The sequence below is a fragment of the Streptomyces sp. NPDC001231 genome (assembly GCF_042896885.1).
Lineage (GTDB): Bacteria > Actinomycetota > Actinomycetes > Streptomycetales > Streptomycetaceae > Streptomyces.
The window spans coordinates 106,420-124,384 of record NZ_JBIAXS010000017.1 but is presented as its reverse complement, the minus strand read 5'-3'; the positions used below and the strand labels follow the sequence as shown (position 1 = coordinate 124,384).

Below are 17,965 nucleotides of genomic sequence, written 5' to 3'. Positions count from 1 at the left end.
CCGCCCCCGGCAGGCGGTGGCAGCAGACGAGCGGGGGGTCGCTCTTGGCCTGTGGCTGGTGCGCGCGTGCCACCAGACCCGGCGACAGGACGGCGGCCAGACGGGTGACGGTGAAAGCGGCAGCCGCGGTACAGCCAGTGTGGTCGGCCCGCCTGCACGGGTGAGCCGGACGACCGCCCCACGGGCGTGCCGAGCGGCGTTGGCCGACAGCTCCGTCACCACCAGGGCGGCGTCCTCCCGGAGCCTGTCGAGGTGCCGGACGGCGAGCACCATGCCCACCATGGCCCGCGCGTCCCGCGCGGCCAGGTCGTCACGCTGCAACACCTCGCTGTACTCCCGATCACCAGTTGCGGAAGCGACTGCCCGCCAGGTCGGCCGGAGCCGCGTCTCTGTTGCGCCTCCGTGGCCAGTGGCGACGGTCCATTGGGGGCGGCGCGGGACCGTACCCGGGTTCCGCGACCGCGCCGGGAGACAGGAGCAGCACAGGACGATTCGCGGCTCGGGGCACACGAAGGGGCATCTTTTGCGGTACCGGGCGGCGCCCTACGGGATAAAAGTGTGTGATTTGGTGGCATGTCGGGCCATGACCGACCATGGGGTCCGTCCCGGCAATCCCGGGCATCAGTTCGAAGAGAGGCGCACCACCCCATGCACGTCACCGGAACCGTCCCGTCGGCTCCGGCCCCGCGGGAGACCCCCGCGAACCACACTCCCGCCGAAGACCCCACCGGAAACTCCGGCCGGCACACCCGGCGCTTCGGGCTGCCCGTCGCCACCGCCCTGGTCATGGGCAACATCATCGGCGGCGGGATCTTCCTGCTCCCGGCCTCCGTCGCCCCGTACGGCACGGTCAGCCTGGTCGCCTTCGGTGTCCTGACCCTCGGCGCCATCGCCCTGGCACTGGTCTTCGGCCGCCTCGCGGAGCGCAACCCCAGCACCGGCGGACCCTACGTCTACGCCCGCGAGGCCTTCGGCGACTTCGCCGGCTTCCTCGCCGCGTGGGCGTACTGGATCACCACCTGGGTGTCGAACGCGGCGCTCGCCGTCGCCGCCGTCGGCTACCTCGACGTACTGATCCCGGTCAACGGCCACCGCTGGACGGCGTGTCTGGCCGCGCTCACCCTCCAGTGGCTGCCCGCGCTCGCCAACTTCGCGGGCACCCGGTACGTGGGCGCCGTGCAGATCGTCGCCACCGTGCTGAAGTTCGTGCCGCTGCTGCTCGTCGCCGTCGGCGGGCTGTTCTTCTTCGACCCCAAGAACCTCGGCCCGTTCCACGAGGGCGGCGGCAGCACGATCGGCGCGGTGTCCGCCGCCGCCGCGATCCTGCTCTTCTCCTATCTCGGCGTGGAGTCCGCGGCCGTCAGCGCGGGCGAGGTCAAGGACGCCCGGCGCAACGTGGGACGGGCCACCGTCATCGGGACCACGGGCGCGGCGCTCGTCTATCTGCTGGGCACGCTCTCGGTGTTCGGCACGGTGGCGCACGATCGCCTGGTGAAGTCCACCGCGCCCTTCTCGGACGCCGTGAACGCCATGTTCGGCGGTTCCTGGGGCGGATGGGCCGTCGCGCTCGCCGCGCTGGTGTCGATGACCGGCTGCCTCAACGGCTGGACCCTGCTGAGCGCGCAGACCCCGTACGCCGCGGCCCGGGACGGCCTGTTCCCCGCCGCCTTCGCGCGCCGGCGGCGCGGCGTCCCGACCTTCGGCGTCGCCGTCACCGTCGTCCTCGCCTCGCTGCTCACCGTCTACAACTACACGTCGGGCTCGGCCAAGGTCTTCGAGGTCCTGGTCCTCGTCACCACGTTCACCGCGACCGTGCCGTACCTGCTGGCCACCGCCGCGCAGATCTACCACCTCGTCTCGGGGCGGCGCGAACGCGTCGACCGGGCACGGCTGGTGCGCGACGCCGTGGTGGCGGGCGGCGCGGCCGCCTTCTCGCTGTGGCTCGTCGCGGGCGCCGGGTACGCGGCGGTCTACCAGGGCGTGCTGTTCCTGTTCGCGGGCGTCCTCGTCTACGCGGTGATGGCCGCCCGCCGGAGCAAGGCGGCGGCCTGATCCCGCGATGCGGGCCGCCCTGTGGGGTGGGCGGCCCGCATCAGTGGGGGGCGGGACGTCAGTTCGTCTTGTCCAGCTCCTTCAGGGCCTTCGCGAGGCCGTTGGCCCACAGCTGGTTGACGCGGGCGCGCTCGTTGGCGTCCGGATAGCGGTTGGTGCAGGACGTGCCGGGGCCGCCGCCCGACATCAGCTCGCTGCACGGGCCGCTGTAGTGGTCCGGCAGGCCCAGCACGTGGCCGGTCTCGTGGGCGGTGACGCGGATCGAGTCGTACTGCCGGTTCTGCGCGTAGTCGAGGAAGATGTAGCCCTTGCCGTGGCCGTTCGTGGAGGCGTAGGAACCGCGCGAGTCGTTGCCCTCGTAGTACGCGAAGTCGGCGCTGCCCGAGGTCGCCTGGAGCTTGACGTTGGACACGGAACTGTTCCATATGGAGGCCGCGTTCGATATCTGCGAGGCGAAACTCGGCGCCTGGGACGCGTTGTAGGAGACGGTCACCGCCTGGAGGGTCGGATGGGCGGCCTGCTTCTCGGCGACCGACTTGAGCACGGCGTCGAAGAACGCCTTGTTGTCGGCGGCGCTCTCCGCCGAACCGGCGTACCGCGCGTACGCGGCTGCGGAGGCGGACGGCGCGGAGTCGTCGGTCCGGGCGCTCGCCGGGCTCGCGGTGCCCAGGGCGGCGGAGGCCAGACCCAGGCCGAGCGCGAGGGCCAGCAGCCTCCTGGAGGTCTTCGCGAACGTGGAGGCCATACGGGACGCCTTCATGTGGGGGGCTCCTACTCGTTCGTGTGGGGTGGTGAACGATCGGTCACGCAGGAGTTTCGGGCACACCAACGGGGCTGCGGATGATGGCAACCGGGGATAGCGCCGAGCTATCGGGGCCGACTCGTACGATTCCGCTGGTTCCGTTGGGATTTGAACGTCTGGTGCGGCGTCACAGGCCCCCCTACGCTCCCTCCCATGGAGCTCGAGGTGAGGCACCTCCGTGTGCTGTGCGCCATCGCCGACCACGGCAGTCTGCACCGGGCGGCTCGGCAACTCGGCATGGCCCAGCCCTCGTTGAGCACCCAGTTGCGCCGCATCGAGCACGCGCTCGGCGGCCAGCTCTTCCTGCGCACCCGTGCGGGCTGCCGCCCCACACCGCTGGGACACGCGGTACTGAGCCGGGCCAGACCCCTCGTCGCCGAACTGGCCGCCCTCGTCACCGAGGCGCGGGCGGCCGCGGCCCGGGCCGCCGGCGGCACACGGCTGCGCATCGGCGCCACCGCGAGCCGGGCCCTGCCGGGCTGGCTACGCCGGCTGCGCACCCGCGTGCCGCGGACCGAACCCACCCTCCAGATGGACGCGTCCGCGAACTGCCTGCTGCGGCTGGTCGCCGCGGGGCGGCTGGACATGGCCTTCGTGCACGAGGTCGAGGGCAGCCCGCTGCGCATTCCGCCCGGGCTCTGTCAGCGCGTACTGGTCGAGCGCGAACCGCAGTTCGTCTCCCTCGCCGCCGACCATCCGGCCGCCGCGCAGCCCGAGGTGCGGCTCGCCGACCTCGCGGGCGACCGATGGATGGTGGACTCCACGGTCGACGGGGAATGGGACGCCCTGTGCCGCGTGCTGCGCGAGGCGGGGCTCGACGCCGACATGCTGCACGGCGACTACCTCACCGCGTACTCCCTGGCCGCCACCGGCGAGGTGGTGACGGTCAGTCAGCCCACCGCGCGCCCGCGCGCCGAACTCGCCATCCGCCCGTTGGAGGGTGACCCCATAGGGGTACGGCTTCTGCTCGCGGCCCGCACCGAGGCCGAACTCGACCATGTCTACGCCGAGTTGGAGGAGGCATACTGGGAGGCGGCCCATCAGGCGCCGGCCTACCAGGAGTGGCTGGCCCGTTCCGGCACCACCGCTCACCCGCGCGGCACGCCACGCCCCCAGTCCGCCCGCGTCGCACAGCCGTCCCGCGCGGACGCCCACGCGGACGCCCTCCGACGCAGACGACCGGTGACGGTCGGCCCGTAACCGATCCCGGCACGACGAACGGCCGACGCCGCCCCGGACGCACGGTCCGGGCGCACGGCCGGGACACACGCACGGTCCGGGCACTCGGTCCAGGCACACGGCCAGGACGCACGCACGGTCCGGGCACTCGGTCCAGGCACACGGCCAGGACGCACGCACGGTCCGGCTCCGGGCGCACGGTGCTCTGCCGAGGTCCGCGCACGCGGTGCCCTGCCGCCCGCGCGACGCCGACAAGGCGCCGGTTCCGACGCCCGGTACTCAGCCACCCGGCGCGGGTCCAGGCACGCGGTACTCAGCCACCCGGCGCGGGTCCAGGCACGCGGTGCTCAGCCACCCGCGTTCGACGCCACCCAACGCCCCGTGCACAACCACCCACGCCATCCACGCCGGCCGCCACCCAGCGCCGGTCCAAGCGCGCGGTGCTCAGCCGACCGCGCCCTCACCGCCCAGCGCGGTCCCGACGCGCAGTGCACAACCACCCACGCCGCCCACGCCGGCCGCCACCCAGCGCCGGTCCCAACGCACATCGCTCCAGCCACCCACGCCTGACACCCCCAGCCCCGGTTTCTGCGCCCGATGCTCAGCCGCCCGTACCGGACGCTGCCCGGCGCCGGTCGGCGGCCTTCCGCCCGGGCACGGGACGCAGGAACCGGACAGCGCACCACCGGCCGGGCCGGTGGTGCGCCGGGCTTGGCTCCCCGACCCCGCGCCGCCGGCAGTGCGGGACCGACGCGGCGGGTCGGCTCAGCCCACCTCGACGAGCAGGTCGCCGCCCTCCACCTGCTGGATGCGGTTGATGGCCAGCCTGGTCACCCGGCCCGCCCTGGGGGCCGTGATGGCGGCCTCCATCTTCATCGCCTCGATGGTGGCCACGGTCGCGCCGGCCGCCACCTCGTCGCCCTCGGCGACCGCGAGGGTCACCACACCGGCGAACGGCGCCGCCACATGGCCGGGGTTGGCCCGGTCGGCCTTCTCGGTCACGGGAATGTCGGAGGCCGCCGCGGCGTCGCGCACCTGGATCGGGCGCAACTGGCCGTTCAGCGTGGACATCACGGTGCGCATACCGCGTTCGTCCGCCTCACCGATGGCCTGGAGCTCGATGAGGAGCCGTACGCCGGGCTCGAGGTCGACGGCGTACTCGTCGGCGGGGCGCAGCCCGTAGAAGAAGTCCTTGCTGTCCAGCACACTCGTGTCGCCGTAGGCCTGGCGGTGGGCCTCGAAGTCCCGTGTCGGGCCAGGGAAGAGCAGCCGGTTGAGCGTGGCGCGGCGGGACTTCTCCAGGCCGGCGTGGTCCTCGGCGGTGAGCTCGGTGACGGGCCTGGCTTCCGCGCGGCCGTTGAGCGCCTTGGTACGGAACGGCTCCGGCCAGCCGCCGGGCGGGGTGCCCAGCTCACCGCGCAGGAAGCCGATCACGGAGTCGGGGATGTCGAACCGGTCCGGTGCCGCCTCGAAGTCCTCCGGCGCCACACCGGCGCCGACCAGGTGCAGGGCGAGGTCGCCGACCACCTTGGACGAGGGGGTGACCTTGACCAGGCGGCCCAGGATGCGGTCGGCGGCGGCGTACATCGCCTCGATGTCCTCGAAGCGGTCGCCGAGGCCGAGCGCGACCGCCTGGGTGCGCAGGTTGGACAGCTGACCGCCGGGTATCTCGTGGTGGTAGACGCGTCCGGTCGGCGAGGCCAGTCCCGCCTCGAACGGGGCGTAGATCTTGCGGACGCTCTCCCAGTACGGCTCCAGGTCGCCTACGGCCTTCAGATCCAGGCCGGTGGGCCGGTCGGAGTGGTCGGTGGCGGCGACGATCGCCGACAGCGACGGTTGGGACGTGGTGCCGGCCATGGAGGCGACCGCGCCGTCCACGGCGTCGGCGCCGGCCTGGACGGCGGCGAGGTAGGTGGCGAGCTGACCGCCGGCGGTGTCGTGGGTGTGCAGATGGACCGGCAGGTCGAACTCGCGGCGCAGCGCCGAGACGAGCCTGGCCGCGGCGGGCGCCCGCAGCAGCCCGGCCATGTCCTTCACGGCCAGGACGTGTGCTCCGGCGGCCACGATCTGCTCGGCCAGGCGCAGGTAGTAGTCCAGGGTGTACAGGCGCTCGGAGGGGTCGGACAGGTCCCCCGTGTAGCACAGGGCGACCTCGGCGATCGCCGTCCCGGTCTCGCGTACGGCGTCGATGGCCGGCCGCATCTGGCCGACGTCGTTCAGGGCGTCGAAGACGCGGAAGATGTCGACGCCGGTGGCGGCGGCCTCCTGGACGAATGCGTCGGTCACCTCGGTCGGGTACGGGGTGTAGCCCACGGTGTTGCGACCGCGCAGCAGCATCTGGAGGCAGATGTTGGGCACCGCCTCGCGCAGGGCGGCAAGGCGCTCCCAGGGGTCCTCGGCGAGGAAGCGCAACGCCACGTCGTAGGTGGCGCCGCCCCAGCACTCCAGGGACAGCAGCTGGGGCAGGGTCCGCGCGACGACCGGGGCGGCGGCGAGGAGGTCCTTGGTGCGCACCCGGGTGGCGAGCAGCGACTGGTGCGCGTCACGGAAGGTGGTGTCGGTGACGCCGATGGTCGGCGACTCGCGCAGGAGGCGGGCGAAGCCGTCCGGGCCGAGTTCGACGAGCTTCTGCCGGGAGCCGGCGGGCGGCTCGCCCGCGGGCAGCGGCGGCAGCTTGGTGACGGGGTCGATCACCTCGGGCCGTTCGCCATGGGGCTTGTTCACGGTGACGTCTGCGAGGTAGGTGAGCAGCTTGGTGCCGCGGTCGGCGGAGGAGCGCGCGGTCAGCAGGTGCGGGCGCTGTTCGATGAACGACGTCGTGACCCGCCCGGCCTGGAAGTCGGGGTCGTCCAGCACGGCCTGGAGGAACGGGATGTTCGTGGCGACCCCGCGGATGCGGAACTCGGCCACGGCGCGCCGGGCCCGGCCGATCGCGGCCTTGAAGTCCCGTCCGCGGCAGGTGAGTTTGACGAGCATCGAGTCGAAGTGGGCGCTGATCTCGGTACCCGCGTGGGTGGTTCCGCCGTCGAGGCGGATGCCGGAGCCGCCCGGGGAGCGGTAGGCGCTGATGCGGCCGGTGTCCGGGCGGAAGCCGTTGGCCGGGTCCTCGGTGGTGATCCGGCACTGCAGGGCGGCGCCGCGCAGGGTGATGCTGTCCTGGGAGAGCCCCAGGTCGGCCAGGGTCTCACCGGCGGCGATGCGGAGCTGGGCCTGGACCAGGTCGACGTCGGTGACCTCCTCGGTCACCGTGTGCTCGACCTGGATGCGCGGGTTCATCTCGATGAAGACGTGGTTGCCGTCGCGGTCGAGCAGGAACTCCACGGTGCCCGCGTTGCGGTAGCCGATCTCCCGGGCGAAGCGCACCGCGTCGGCGCAGATGCGCTCGCGCAGCACGGGGTCGAGGTTCGGCGCGGGGGCGAGTTCGATGACCTTCTGGTGGCGGCGCTGGAGCGAGCAGTCGCGCTCGAAGAGGTGGATGACGTCGCCCTGGCCGTCGGCGAGGATCTGCACCTCGATGTGACGGGGGTCGACCACGGCCTTCTCCAGGAAGACGGTGGGGTCGCCGAACGCCGACGCCGCCTCCCGGGACGCCGCCTCGATGGACTCGCGCAGCGCGGCGGGGTCCTCCACCCGGCGCATGCCGCGCCCTCCCCCGCCCGCGACCGCCTTGACGAAGAGGGGGAAGCCGATGTCCCCGGCGGCGCGGACCAGTTCGTCGACGTCGGTGGAGGGCGCGGAGGAACCGAGCACCGGCACGCCGGCGGCGCGGGCGGCCGCCACCGCGCGGGCCTTGTTCCCCGTCAGTTCCAGCGTGCCGGCGTCCGGTCCGACGAAGGTGATGCCCGACTCCTGGCAGGCGCGGGCGAGTTCGGGATTCTCGGACAGGAATCCGTAGCCGGGGTAGACGGCGTCCGCGCCCGCCCGGCGTGCCGCGCGGACGATCTCCTCGACGGAGAGGTAGGCGCGGACCGGATGCCCCGGCTGGCCGATCTGGTAGGCCTCGTCGGCTTTCAGCCGGTGCAGCGAATTGCGGTCCTCGTACGGGAAGACGGCCACGGTTCGCGCGCCCAGTTCGTAGCCGGCGCGGAACGCGCGGATCGCGATCTCGCCGCGGTTGGCGACCAGCACCTTGCGGAACATGCTCTATCCCTTCGGCCTGCCGGTGAAAGGACCATGGTGTCGGGCATGCCCCCGTCATGCCATGTGAGCCGGGCCACTCATCCCGATTGTCTCCCGCGCTCCCGCCGCTGTCGTGGCGCCGTCGTCAACCTCCGAGTGCCGCGTGGACGACGCGTTCGGCCTCCTCCTGGACCTGGGAGAGGTGGTCGGGGCCCCGGAACGACTCGGCATAGATCTTGTAGACGTCCTCGGTGCCCGAGGGGCGGGCCGCGAACCAGGCGTTCTCGGTGGTCACCTTGATGCCGCCGATGGGCGCGCCGTTGCCGGGCGCCTCGGTGAGGACGGCGGTGACCGGCTCCCCGGCGAGGGTGTCGGCGGTGACCTGGGCCGGGGACAGCTTGGCCAGACGGGACTTCTCCTCGCGGGAGGCCGGCGCGTCGACGCGGGCGTAGGCGGGTTCGCCGAAGCGGGCGGTGAGTTCCGCGTAGTGCTGGGACGGCGTCCGGTCGGTGACGGCGGTGATCTCGGAGGCGAGCAGGGCCAGGACGATGCCGTCCTTGTCGGTGGTCCACACCGAGCCGTCCCGGCGCAGGAACGACGCTCCGGCGGACTCCTCGCCGCCGAAGCCGAGCGAGGAGTCGATCAGCCCGTCCACGAACCACTTGAAGCCCACGGGCACTTCGACCAGCCGGCGGCCGAGGTCGGCGGCGACCCGGTCGATCATGCCGGAGGAGACCAGCGTCTTGCCCACGCCCGCCTCTCCGGGCCACCGGGTGCGGTGGGCGTAGAGGTAGGAGATGGCCACGGCGAGGTAGTGGTTGGGGTTCATCAGCCCGGCGTCCGGGGTGACGATGCCGTGCCGGTCGGCATCAGCGTCGTTGCCCGTGGCGATCCGGAAGCGGTCGCGCTGCCCGATGAGCGAGGCCATCGCGTACGGCGAGGAGCAGTCCATACGGATCTTGCCGTCCCAGTCCAGCGTCATGAAGCGCCAGGTGGGGTCGGTGAGTGGATTGACCACGGTCAGGTCGAGCCGGTGCTCCTCGGCGATGCGGCCCCAGTAGGCGACGGACGCTCCGCCCAGCGGGTCGGCGCCGATCCGCACGCCGGCGTCCCGGACCGCGTCGAGGTCGAGCACGCTCGGCAGATCGGTGACGTAGGCGCCGAGGAAGTCGTGACGGCCGGTGCCGGGCGCGGCCAGCGCGCGGGTGTACGGGACGCGCCGTACGTCCTTGAGCCCGCCCGCGATGATCTCGTTGGCCCGGTCCTGGATCCAGGAGGTCGCCTCCGAGCCCGCCGGGCCGCCGCTGGGCGGGTTGTACTTGAAGCCGCCGTCGCCGGGCGGGTTGTGCGACGGGGTCACGACGACACCGTCGGCGGGGCCCGAGGTGCGGGAGCGGTTGTGCGTCAGGATCGCGTGGGAGACGGCCGGGGTGGGGGTGTAGCCGTCCACCGTGTCGATCAGAACGGTGACGTCGTTGGCGGCGAAGACCTCCAGCGCGGTGATCCGCGCGGGCTCGGAGAGGGCGTGCGTGTCCGCGCCCAGGAAGAGGGGGCCGTCGGTGCCCTGCCGTGCGCGGTACTCGCAGATGGCCTGGCTGGTCGCGGCGATGTGGTCCTCGTTGAACGCCGTCGCCAGTGACGATCCGCGGTGCCCGGAGGTTCCGAACGCCACGCGCTGTCCCACCTCGGCCGGGTCGGGGTGCAGCGCGTAGTACGCCGTCACCAGCCGGGCGACGTCGATCAGGTCCTCGGGTCCGGCCGGCTTGCCCGCTCGCTCGTGCTGCATGGCACCCACGCTCCTCCGCGTCGTCGTGCGTCCGCTGTCCGCTCGCGATGTCATCTTCCCCCGTGCGCGGGACGCGAGTCGGGCTCGCGCCGGTCCCGGGTCGCGGGCCGGTGGCCGGCGGTCGGCGGCCGGTGGCCGCAAGCGTGAAGAACGCCGTTCGGGGCAGCCGCTCCAACACGCACCCGGAGCCGATTCTCCGCAGAATTCTGATACCTCGTATATATGCACAAAAGGGCAAGGTGACGCGGCGGTGAACGTGACACCCGACGGGCAGGCCGGTTCCTCCGGCCCGCCCGGGCCGCGGGAGGCCGCCGCGGCAGGTCCGCCAGGAGCCGACCCGCAGGCTGCGCCGCAACCAGTGCGCCCTGCGCGAGGAGGCCGTGCAGATCGTCGAGCCCGCGCTGCTCAGGCGTGCGGTCGGTGCCTCCGCCCTCGGCAACTGCATGGAGTGGTTCGACTTCGGCGTCCACAGCTGTCTCGCCGCCACCATCGGGAAGGTCTTCTTCCCCGGCGCCTCCCCGGGCGCCAGCTGATCTCCTGGGGCTGGCGGGTCCCGTTCCTGCTCGCCGGCCCCCTCGGCGTGATCGGCCTCCTGACCGTGAGGTTCCTGCCGGAGAGCGCCCAGGTGCCGCTCAGCGGCTCCCGGCCGTTGGTGGGCTCCGCGCGGGAGCGGCGCGAACTGCTCACCACCACGCAGGCAGCCTGTACCAAGCCGCCCGGAACACGTCCGGATCCTAGGGCCTCGTGCTCACCAGGGTCGTACGCCATGGGAGAGTGGTCCCCTACACAGGCATGTCGGGAGGAAGAGCAGTGCCGGAAGGACGCCCGAAGCGTTCGAGCAAGTCGCGTCTCGCGGTGATCGCGCTGATCGTCGGTCTGGGCACCTGGCTGGGCTTTGTGTGCTATTCGATCGCGACGGAAGCCCCGCCCGGCGCGCCGAGCGTGGCCGTGCTGGCCGACAGGGTCCAGAAGGCCGCCGCCGACCGGGACGCGGACGGCTTCCAGACCTTGTTCGACGAGGACACCGTCTCCGACGACTACGCCGCCGACTACCTGGACCGGCTGGGAGAGCACGTCTCCCCGTTGCAGGCCCGGGTGGAGCACCGCGGCGGCCACGACTTCCTGCTGCTGCGCTCCGCGCAGGGCGACTCCGTGTGCACGGCCTGGCACATCACCGAGCGGGACGGCCGCCGGCTGCTCGACGGCGTGCCACCTGCCGAGAACCTGTGCGCACGCTGACCGAGAACCGGGGTCTTGGCAGGTGATCCCCGCCCTTCCGGTTGCGGATGCAGTCCCTGTCGCCGTCGGCCATCCTGGGAGGAACCACGGCGTTAAGGAGTATGCGATGAGCATGCTGGACAAGCTCAAGGGACTGCTGAAAGGTCACGAGGAGCAGGCCGGCAAGGGCATCGACAAAGCCGGTGACTACGCCGACGAGCGGACCCAGGGAAAGTACCGGAGCCAGGTCGACACCGGTCAGGACAAGCTCAAGGAGCAGCTCGGCCGGCCGGACCCGGGCCAGGACCAGCCGCCGCAGTGACGCTCCCGTGAGCACGACCGCCGGCCCGGTGGGCCGGTGCAACGAGTTCGGGCCGCCCCCGCGAGGAGGGCGGCCCGAGTCGGTTCGGCGCAGGCCGGACGGGACGGATCCGGGCTCTCACGGCCGCGTGAGGGCCAGGGCCAGGACCGCCGCCCCGGCGAACACCGCGAGGACGGTGAGGACGAACGCGAAGCACCGCGCCCGCAACTGGCGGTAGCGCTCCTCGTACTCGCCGCGCAGAGCCCGGCACCGTTCGGTGATCCGCTGGAGGTCCGTCCGGGCCCGCAGCAGGCAGTCGGAGACGTAGTGCTCCTCGATCTCCTCGCGCTGCGCCGTGGTCAGCCACTGCATGGGCTCGGTGAAGGCGCGGGCACGCTGCTCGGCCTCGGCGACGCGGGCCTGCCACAGCAGATAGCCCTCGACCTGCTCGACCAGTCCGGCGGGCCCGGCCGGCTGCCCGTCCGGGCGTTTCGCCGCGTCGGTCATCCGGGCAGGCCCAGGTTCTCCCGCTTGTCCGTGACCGAGACCTCCGGGTGGTGCACGTCGAAGGCCGGGGACTCGCTGCGGATCACGGGCAGGGTGACGAAGTTGTGCCGCGGCGGCGGGCAGGAGGTCGCCCACTCCAGGGAGCGGCCGTAGCCCCACGGGTCGTCGGTCTCGACCTTCTCGCCGTACTTGGCCGTCTTCCAGATGTTGTAGAAGAACGGCAGCATCGACAGACCCAGCAGGAACGACCCGATGCTGGAGATCTCGTTGAGCGTCGTGAAGCCATCGGCGGCGAGATAGTCGGCGTACCGGCGCGGCATGCCCTCCGCGCCCAGCCAGTGCTGCACCAGGAACGTGGTGTGGAAGCCGACGAACAACGTCCAGAATGTGATCTTGCCCAGGCGCTCGTCGAGCATCTTGCCGGTGAACTTCGGCCACCAGAAGTGGAAGCCGGCGAACATCGCGAACACCACGGTGCCGAAGACGACGTAGTGGAAGTGCGCCACCACGAAGTAGCTGTCGGAGACCTCGAAGTCCAGTGGCGGCGAGGCCAGGATGACACCGGTCAGACCACCGAAGAGGAAGGTGACCAGGAAGCCGGTCGACCACAGCATCGGCGTCTCGAACGACAACGAACCTTTCCACATGGTGCCGACCCAGTTGAAGAACTTCACACCGGTCGGGACCGCGATCAGGAAGGTCATGAAGGCGAAGAACGGCAGCAGCACACCACCGGTGACGAACATGTGGTGCGCCCACACCGTCACCGACAGGCCCGCGATCGAGATCGTCGCGCCGACCAGGCCCATGTAGCCGAAGATCGGCTTGCGGGAGAAGACCGGGATGATCTCACTGACGATGCCGAAGAACGGCAGCGCGATGATGTACACCTCGGGGTGCCCGAAGAACCAGAACAGGTGCTGCCACAGCAGCGAACCGCCGTTGGCCGCCTCGAAGACGTGGGCACCCCACTTGCGGTCCACCTCCAGGCTGAGCAGCGCGGCCGCCAGGACCGGGAAGGCCAGCAGCACCAGGACGCTGGTGAGCAGCACGTTCCAGGTGAAGATCGGCATGCGGAACATCGTCATGCCCGGGGCGCGCATGCAGACGATCGTGGTGATGAAGTTGACCGAGCCGAGGATGGTGCCGAAGCCGGACATGCCCAGGCCGAGGATCCACAGGTCCCCGCCCAGGCCCGGCGTGTGGATGACGTCGTTCAGCGGGGCGTAGGCGAACCAGCCGAAGTCGGCGGCGCCCTGCGGGGTGAGGAAGCCGGCCACCGCGATCAGCGAGCCGAACAGGTACAGCCAGTAGGCGAACATGTTCAGCCGCGGGAAGGCCACGTCCGGGGCGCCGATCTGAAGCGGCATGATCCAGTTCGTGAACCCGGCGAACAGCGGCGTCGCGAACATCAGCAGCATGACCGTGCCGTGCATCGTGAACATCTGGTTGAACTGCTCGTTCGAGAGCAGTTGCAGGCCCGGCCGGGCCAGCTCGGCGCGCATCAGCAGCGCCATGATGCCGCCGATCAGGAAGAACATGAAGGAAGTGATCAGATACAGCGAACCGATCGTCTTGTGATCGGTCGTCGTCACCCAGTTCACCACCACGGCACCGGGCCGCAGTCGACGACGGGGAGCGGCGGTTTCCCGCGTGGTGTGCTGGACGTCTGTCATGCGGCCCGTGACACGCTTTCTCTCAGGAGATGGGTACGCGAAGGTCCACGCGGTGAACCGCAGGGCCCGGTTCCATCCTTCCGCCTCGCGCCGCCGAAACCGGCCGCGGCCGTCGCCAAGACGGAGTAACGCCCGGCGTATTGCACCCGGTTGGCCTACGCGCCTCACGCCGATGGCGGGCACGGTGCGCCGGCGCGGCCTACGGGGCGGCGGACGGGGGCAGCTGGGCCGGGCTCACCCGCTCCCCCAGGACCTCGGACATGAACTGCACCAGCCACCGCTGGGAGGGGCTGCGCGAGGACTCGTGCCGGGCGTACAGCGCCACCTCGATCGGCTCGGTATCGAACGGGAGCCGGACCATGCGCAGTTGATGGGAGGAGGCGAAGACCTCGCCGACGTACTCGGGGACGATGGCGATCAGGTCGGTCTGCTCCAGCAGGTAGGGCAGCATCGAGAAGCGGGTGGCGTCCACCACCACCCGGTCCAGCAGCCCGTGCGCGGCGAGCACGGCGCGCGGGACGACGTGCCCGCTGGGGCCGAAGACGGTGGCGTGGGATTCGGCCGCGAGCTCGGCCAGGGTGACCGACTCGCCCCGCACACGCGGGTGGTCGGCGGCGACCATGCCGACGTAGCGCTCGTGGAAGAGCGGGATCCGCACGGTCCGGTGGGAGGTCAGCACCGGGGTGGCCACGAACGCGTCGAGGTCGCCGCGGCGCAGCTGGTGCTCCGCCTCGTCGACGTCCAGCGGCCGCACGGTGAAGGACACCCCGGGCGCCCGTTCGCGGGTCGCGGCCAGCAGACGCGGCAGCAGGGTCACCTCGCCCAGGTCGGACAGGGCCAGGGTGAACCGCCCGCACATGGTCCCGGGATCGAAGACGTCGGCCTGGCGGAGCGTGCTGTCGATGTCGGCCAGCGCGCGCTGCAACGGCTCGTACAGCCGGCGGGCTCCGGCGGTCGGCGTCAGTCCGCGTCCGGTGCGCCGGAACAGCTCGTCGCCGAAGTGCCGGCGCAGCTTGCCCAGGCTGTAGCTGACGGTGGGCTGGGTGACGTGGAGCGTGTCGGCGGTGACCGTGACGCTGCCGGTCTCGTACAGCAGCACGAAGACGCGGGCGAGGTTGAGGTCGAAGGTCCTCATATCGAAGCAGTCTATATCGGGAAGGTAAAAGATTTATTGGTGCTCATGTCGGAGCTTGCCTAGCGTGGCGTGCGTCACTCCGAAAGGAACGTCTGTGCCTTCCGTACGCCGCCTCTCCCACGAGTTCCTGGAGCGCCAGGGCCTCACCACCGTGTTCGGCAACCCCGGCTCCAACGAGCTGCCCTTCCTCGCCGAACTCCCCGCCGGCTTCCGCTACGTCCTGGGCCTGCACGAGGGTGCCGTCGTCGGCATGGCCGACGGGTACGCGCAGGCGACCGGCCGGCCCGTCCTGGTCAATCTGCACGCGGCGTCCGGCTCCGGGAACGCGATGGGCGCGCTGACGAACGCCGTGGCCTCCCGCACCCCGCTCGTGATCGTCGCCGGCCAGCAGGTGCGCTCCGCCGTCGGTCCGGAGGCCAACCTGTCCAACGTGGACGCCCCGGCGCTGATGAGGCCGCTGGTCGGCTGGGCGGCCGAGCCGGCGTGCGCCCAGGACGTGCCGCGCGCCCTCGCGCAGGCCGTCTTCGAGGCGCAGCTCCAGCGGCGCCCGACGTATCTGTCCGTCCCCTACGACGACTGGGCGGCCGACGCCGACGACAACGCCCTGGCGGTCCTCGACCGGCGGGTCGGCCGCGCCTCCGTCCCCGACTGCGAGCAGGGCCGCCGGCTGGCCGAGCAGGTCGCCTCCGCCCGGCGGCCCGCGCTCGTGCTGGGCGGGGACATCGACTCGGCCGGCCTGTTCGACGACGCCGTCCGGCTGGCCGAGCGCCTGGGCGGCCCGGTGTGGGCGGCCCCCTCGCAGTTCCGGCTGCCCTTCCCCAACCGGCACCCCCTCTTCCGCGGGGTACTGCCCGCCGGGATCGCGCCGGTCAGCGAGGCGTTCGAGGGCCACGACCTGGTCCTGGTGCTCGGCGCGCCGGTGTTCCGCTACCACGAGCACCTCCCCGGCCGGTACCTGCCCGAGGGCACCCGGCTGATCCAGGTGACCGAGGACGCCTCCGCCGCCGCGCGGGCTCCGATGGGCGAGGCGCTGGTCGCCGACCCCGGAGCGGTCATCGGCCTGCTCCTGAAGCTCCTCGACGGCCGCGAGACACCGGCAGGCGCCTTCCGGCCCGCGCCCGAGCCGCCCACGGGCGACGGCTCCCGGCTGCACCCCGAGCAGGTCTTCGCCGCGCTGCGCGACGAACTGCCCGAGGACACCGCCTACGTGGTCGAGTCGACGTCGACGAACGCCTCCTGGTGGCGCCAGATGGACCTGCGCCGGCCCGGCTCCTACTACTTCCCGGCGGCCGGCGGACTCGGGTTCGGGCTGCCCGGCGCGGTCGGGGTCGCCATGGGGCAGCCGGGCCGGCCGGTGGTCGGCGTCATCGGGGACGGCTCGGCCAACTACGGCATCACCGCCCTGTGGACGGCCGCCCAGCACCGACTCCCGCTGACCGTCGTACTGCTGCGCAACGGCACGTACGGGGCACTGCGCTGGTTCGGCGGCCTGCTGGGCGTGCCGGACGCCCCCGGCCTGGACATCCCCGGCCTGGACTTCACCCGCATCGCCGAGGGATACGGCGTCCGGGCCCGGCACGTCGGGGACGCCGAGGAGCTGCGGGCCGCCCTCGCCGAGCGCCCGGACCACCCGCGACTGCTCCAGGTGGACACCGCGCTCACCACCCCGTCCTGATCCGCCCCTGTGAAGAAGAGAGGAAACGCGATGGCACTCCTGGACAGCGACGTCTGGGCCAAGAAGTTCTTCAGCGACGGCTGGAGGGACGCCTCCGGCGAGCAGCCGGTCGTCGAACCCGCGACCGGCGAACAGCTCGCGACGGCGGGCCTGGCCACCGCCGAGGACGTACGGCGTGCGTCCGCCCGCGCGGCCGAGGCGCAGCGCGACTGGGCGGCGACCTCCCCGCAGCGGCGGGCCGCCGTACTGCGCCGGGCGGGCGAGCTGCTGGCCGAGCACGCCGCCGAGATCGAGGACTGGCTGGTGCGCGAGGCCGGGTCCGTACGGGCCAAGGCGGCCTTCGAGGCGCAGCTCGCCGCGGGCGAGTGCTTCGAGTGCGCGGGCCTGCCGACGTACCCGCAGGGCGAGGTCCTCACCTCCGAGGAGGCCCGCTGGTCCCTCTCCCGCCGCCGCCCGGCCGGTGTCGTCAGTGTCATCGCGCCCTTCAACTTCCCGCTCGTCCTGGGCCTGCGCTCGGTGGCGCCGGCGCTCGCCCTGGGCAACGCGGTGCTGCTCAAGCCGGACCCGCGCACCGCAGTGAGCGGTGGTGTCGTCATCGCGCGCGTCTTCGAGGAGGCGGGCCTGCCGGCCGGGGTGCTGCACCTGCTGCCGGGCGACGGCTCGGTCGGCCGGGCCGTCGTCGAGGCGCCCGAGGTCCGGGTGGTCTCCTTCACCGGCTCGACTCCGGTCGGGCGGGCGATCGGCGAGCAGGCCGGACGCCTGCTCAAGCGGGCCCACCTGGAGCTGGGCGGGAACAACGCGCTGGTCGTGCTGCCCGGGGCGGACGTGCCGAAGGCGGCCTCGGCCGGCGCCTTCGGCTCCTATCTGCACCAGGGCCAGATCTGCATGACGACCGGCCGCCACATCGTGCACGAGTCGCTGCTGGAGGAGTACACCGCGGCGCTCGCCGCGAAGGCCGCGGCCCTGCCGGTCGGCGATCCGGCCCGCGAGGACGTCGCGCTCGGCCCGATCATCGACCGGCGCCAGCTCGAACGGGTCCACGGCATCGTCACCGACAGCGTCGCCGCGGGGGCGACCCTCGCCGCGGGGGGCGAGATCGTCGGCGCGGGCTACCGGGCCACCGTGCTGAGCGGTCTGACGACCGACATGCCGGCCTGGCGCGAGGAGATCTTCGGGCCGGTCGCGCCCGTCATCGGCTTCTCGACGCTGGAGGAGGCCGCGCGGATCGTCAACGACTGCGAGTACGGGCTGTCCGTGGGGATCCTCGGCGACGTGGGGACGGCGATGAAGCTCGCCGACCGGATCGACTCCGGCAAGGTCCACATCAACGAGCAGACCGTCAGCGACGAGCCCAACGCCCCCTTCGGCGGGGTCAAGGCCTCCGGCACCGGGTCCCGGTTCGGGGGCGCCGCCGCCAACGTCGAGGCCTTCACCGAGACCCAGTGGGTCACCGTCCGGCCCGACATCGCCGACTACCCGTTCTGACCCCGCCAGCCCGTCCGCTCCCGTCCCCAG

General features: G+C 72.2%; 12 protein-coding genes and 1 pseudogene. 7 read left to right on the top strand and 6 right to left on the bottom strand.

Going from position 1 to position 17,965, the window contains the following annotated elements; translation table 11 throughout:
* The first annotated feature begins 648 nt into the window (after positions 1-648).
* Positions 649-2,052 (top strand): amino acid permease, encoded by a 1,404-nt coding sequence (locus ACFY3J_RS21700; RefSeq protein ID WP_390841515.1) that lies wholly within the window; start codon positions 649-651, stop codon positions 2,050-2,052.
* Positions 2,053-2,110: 58 nt separating this feature from the next.
* Here the strand turns inward: ACFY3J_RS21700 and snpA are convergent, their stop codons facing one another.
* Positions 2,111-2,812: a snapalysin gene (snpA, locus tag ACFY3J_RS21695; protein ID WP_390841514.1), complete on the bottom strand. Its 702-nt coding sequence runs from the start codon at positions 2,810-2,812 to the stop codon at positions 2,111-2,113.
* A gap of 195 nt (positions 2,813-3,007) precedes the next feature.
* On the opposite strand from snpA, the gene ACFY3J_RS21690 reads away from it, so the two are divergent.
* On the top strand, positions 3,008-4,054 hold the full coding sequence (locus ACFY3J_RS21690; RefSeq protein WP_390841513.1) for a LysR family transcriptional regulator: 1,047 nt from the start codon (positions 3,008-3,010) through the stop codon (positions 4,052-4,054).
* 744 nt (positions 4,055-4,798) lie between these two features.
* Here ACFY3J_RS21690 and ACFY3J_RS21685 read toward each other — a convergent pair.
* Positions 4,799-8,173: a pyruvate carboxylase gene (locus ACFY3J_RS21685; RefSeq protein ID WP_384181921.1), complete on the bottom strand. Its 3,375-nt coding sequence runs from the start codon at positions 8,171-8,173 to the stop codon at positions 4,799-4,801.
* 124 nt (positions 8,174-8,297) lie between these two features.
* Positions 8,298-9,938 (bottom strand): phosphoglucomutase (alpha-D-glucose-1,6-bisphosphate-dependent), encoded by a 1,641-nt coding sequence (gene pgm, locus ACFY3J_RS21680; RefSeq protein WP_384181924.1) that lies wholly within the window; start codon positions 9,936-9,938, stop codon positions 8,298-8,300.
* Positions 9,939-10,249: 311 nt separating this feature from the next.
* Here pgm and ACFY3J_RS21675 point away from each other — a divergent pair.
* The 3 genes and pseudogenes from ACFY3J_RS21675 to ACFY3J_RS21665 all read left to right on the top strand — a co-directional run.
* A pseudogene (locus ACFY3J_RS21675) lies at positions 10,250-10,465 on the top strand (MFS transporter); the annotation flags it as partial.
* A gap of 283 nt (positions 10,466-10,748) precedes the next feature.
* On the top strand, positions 10,749-11,177 hold the full coding sequence (locus tag ACFY3J_RS21670; RefSeq protein ID WP_384181927.1) for a hypothetical protein: 429 nt from the start codon (positions 10,749-10,751) through the stop codon (positions 11,175-11,177).
* A gap of 106 nt (positions 11,178-11,283) precedes the next feature.
* Positions 11,284-11,478: an antitoxin gene (locus tag ACFY3J_RS21665; protein ID WP_225079508.1), complete on the top strand. Its 195-nt coding sequence runs from the start codon at positions 11,284-11,286 to the stop codon at positions 11,476-11,478.
* 117 nt (positions 11,479-11,595) lie between these two features.
* On the opposite strand, the gene ACFY3J_RS21660 is transcribed toward ACFY3J_RS21665, so the two are convergent.
* From ACFY3J_RS21660 to ACFY3J_RS21650, 3 genes are all read right to left on the bottom strand, one after another.
* Positions 11,596-11,964, bottom strand: a complete 369-nt coding sequence (locus ACFY3J_RS21660; protein ID WP_390841512.1) for a cytochrome C oxidase subunit I — start codon at positions 11,962-11,964, stop codon at positions 11,596-11,598.
* The gene (gene ctaD, locus ACFY3J_RS21655; protein ID WP_384181935.1) at positions 11,961-13,640 is read right to left on the bottom strand and encodes a cytochrome c oxidase subunit I; all 1,680 of its coding nucleotides are present in this window, start codon (positions 13,638-13,640) and stop codon (positions 11,961-11,963) included. Before ctaD ends, ACFY3J_RS21660 begins: the two co-directional genes overlap by 4 nt.
* Before the next feature lie 199 nt (positions 13,641-13,839).
* On the bottom strand, positions 13,840-14,775 hold the full coding sequence (locus ACFY3J_RS21650) for a LysR family transcriptional regulator (protein ID WP_390841511.1): 936 nt from the start codon (positions 14,773-14,775) through the stop codon (positions 13,840-13,842).
* Between the two features lie 94 nt (positions 14,776-14,869).
* Here ACFY3J_RS21650 and mdlC point away from each other — a divergent pair, with 94 nt between their 5' ends.
* Positions 14,870-16,450 (top strand): benzoylformate decarboxylase, encoded by a 1,581-nt coding sequence (mdlC, locus tag ACFY3J_RS21645; RefSeq protein WP_384181940.1) that lies wholly within the window; start codon positions 14,870-14,872, stop codon positions 16,448-16,450.
* A gap of 30 nt (positions 16,451-16,480) precedes the next feature.
* Positions 16,481-17,935, top strand: coding sequence for a benzaldehyde dehydrogenase (locus tag ACFY3J_RS21640; RefSeq protein WP_384181943.1), 1,455 nt, complete (start codon positions 16,481-16,483; stop codon positions 17,933-17,935).
* Positions 17,936-17,965 lie beyond the last annotated feature (30 nt).

Coding starts and splice junctions, on each gene's coding strand:
- ACFY3J_RS21640 (WP_384181943.1), top strand. CDS start 16,481: ATGGCACTCCTGGACAGCGACGTCTGGGCCAAGAAGTTCTTCAGCGAC.
- pgm (WP_384181924.1), bottom strand. CDS start 9,938: ATGCAGCACGAGCGAGCGGGCAAGCCGGCCGGACCCGAGGACCTGATC.
- ctaD (WP_384181935.1), bottom strand. CDS start 13,640: ATGACAGACGTCCAGCACACCACGCGGGAAACCGCCGCTCCCCGTCGT.
- ACFY3J_RS21700 (WP_390841515.1), top strand. CDS start 649: ATGCACGTCACCGGAACCGTCCCGTCGGCTCCGGCCCCGCGGGAGACC.
- ACFY3J_RS21690 (WP_390841513.1), top strand. CDS start 3,008: ATGGAGCTCGAGGTGAGGCACCTCCGTGTGCTGTGCGCCATCGCCGAC.
- ACFY3J_RS21660 (WP_390841512.1), bottom strand. CDS start 11,964: ATGACCGACGCGGCGAAACGCCCGGACGGGCAGCCGGCCGGGCCCGCC.
- snpA (WP_390841514.1), bottom strand. CDS start 2,812: ATGAAGGCGTCCCGTATGGCCTCCACGTTCGCGAAGACCTCCAGGAGG.
- ACFY3J_RS21650 (WP_390841511.1), bottom strand. CDS start 14,775: ATGAGGACCTTCGACCTCAACCTCGCCCGCGTCTTCGTGCTGCTGTAC.
- ACFY3J_RS21665 (WP_225079508.1), top strand. CDS start 11,284: ATGAGCATGCTGGACAAGCTCAAGGGACTGCTGAAAGGTCACGAGGAG.
- ACFY3J_RS21685 (WP_384181921.1), bottom strand. CDS start 8,173: ATGTTCCGCAAGGTGCTGGTCGCCAACCGCGGCGAGATCGCGATCCGC.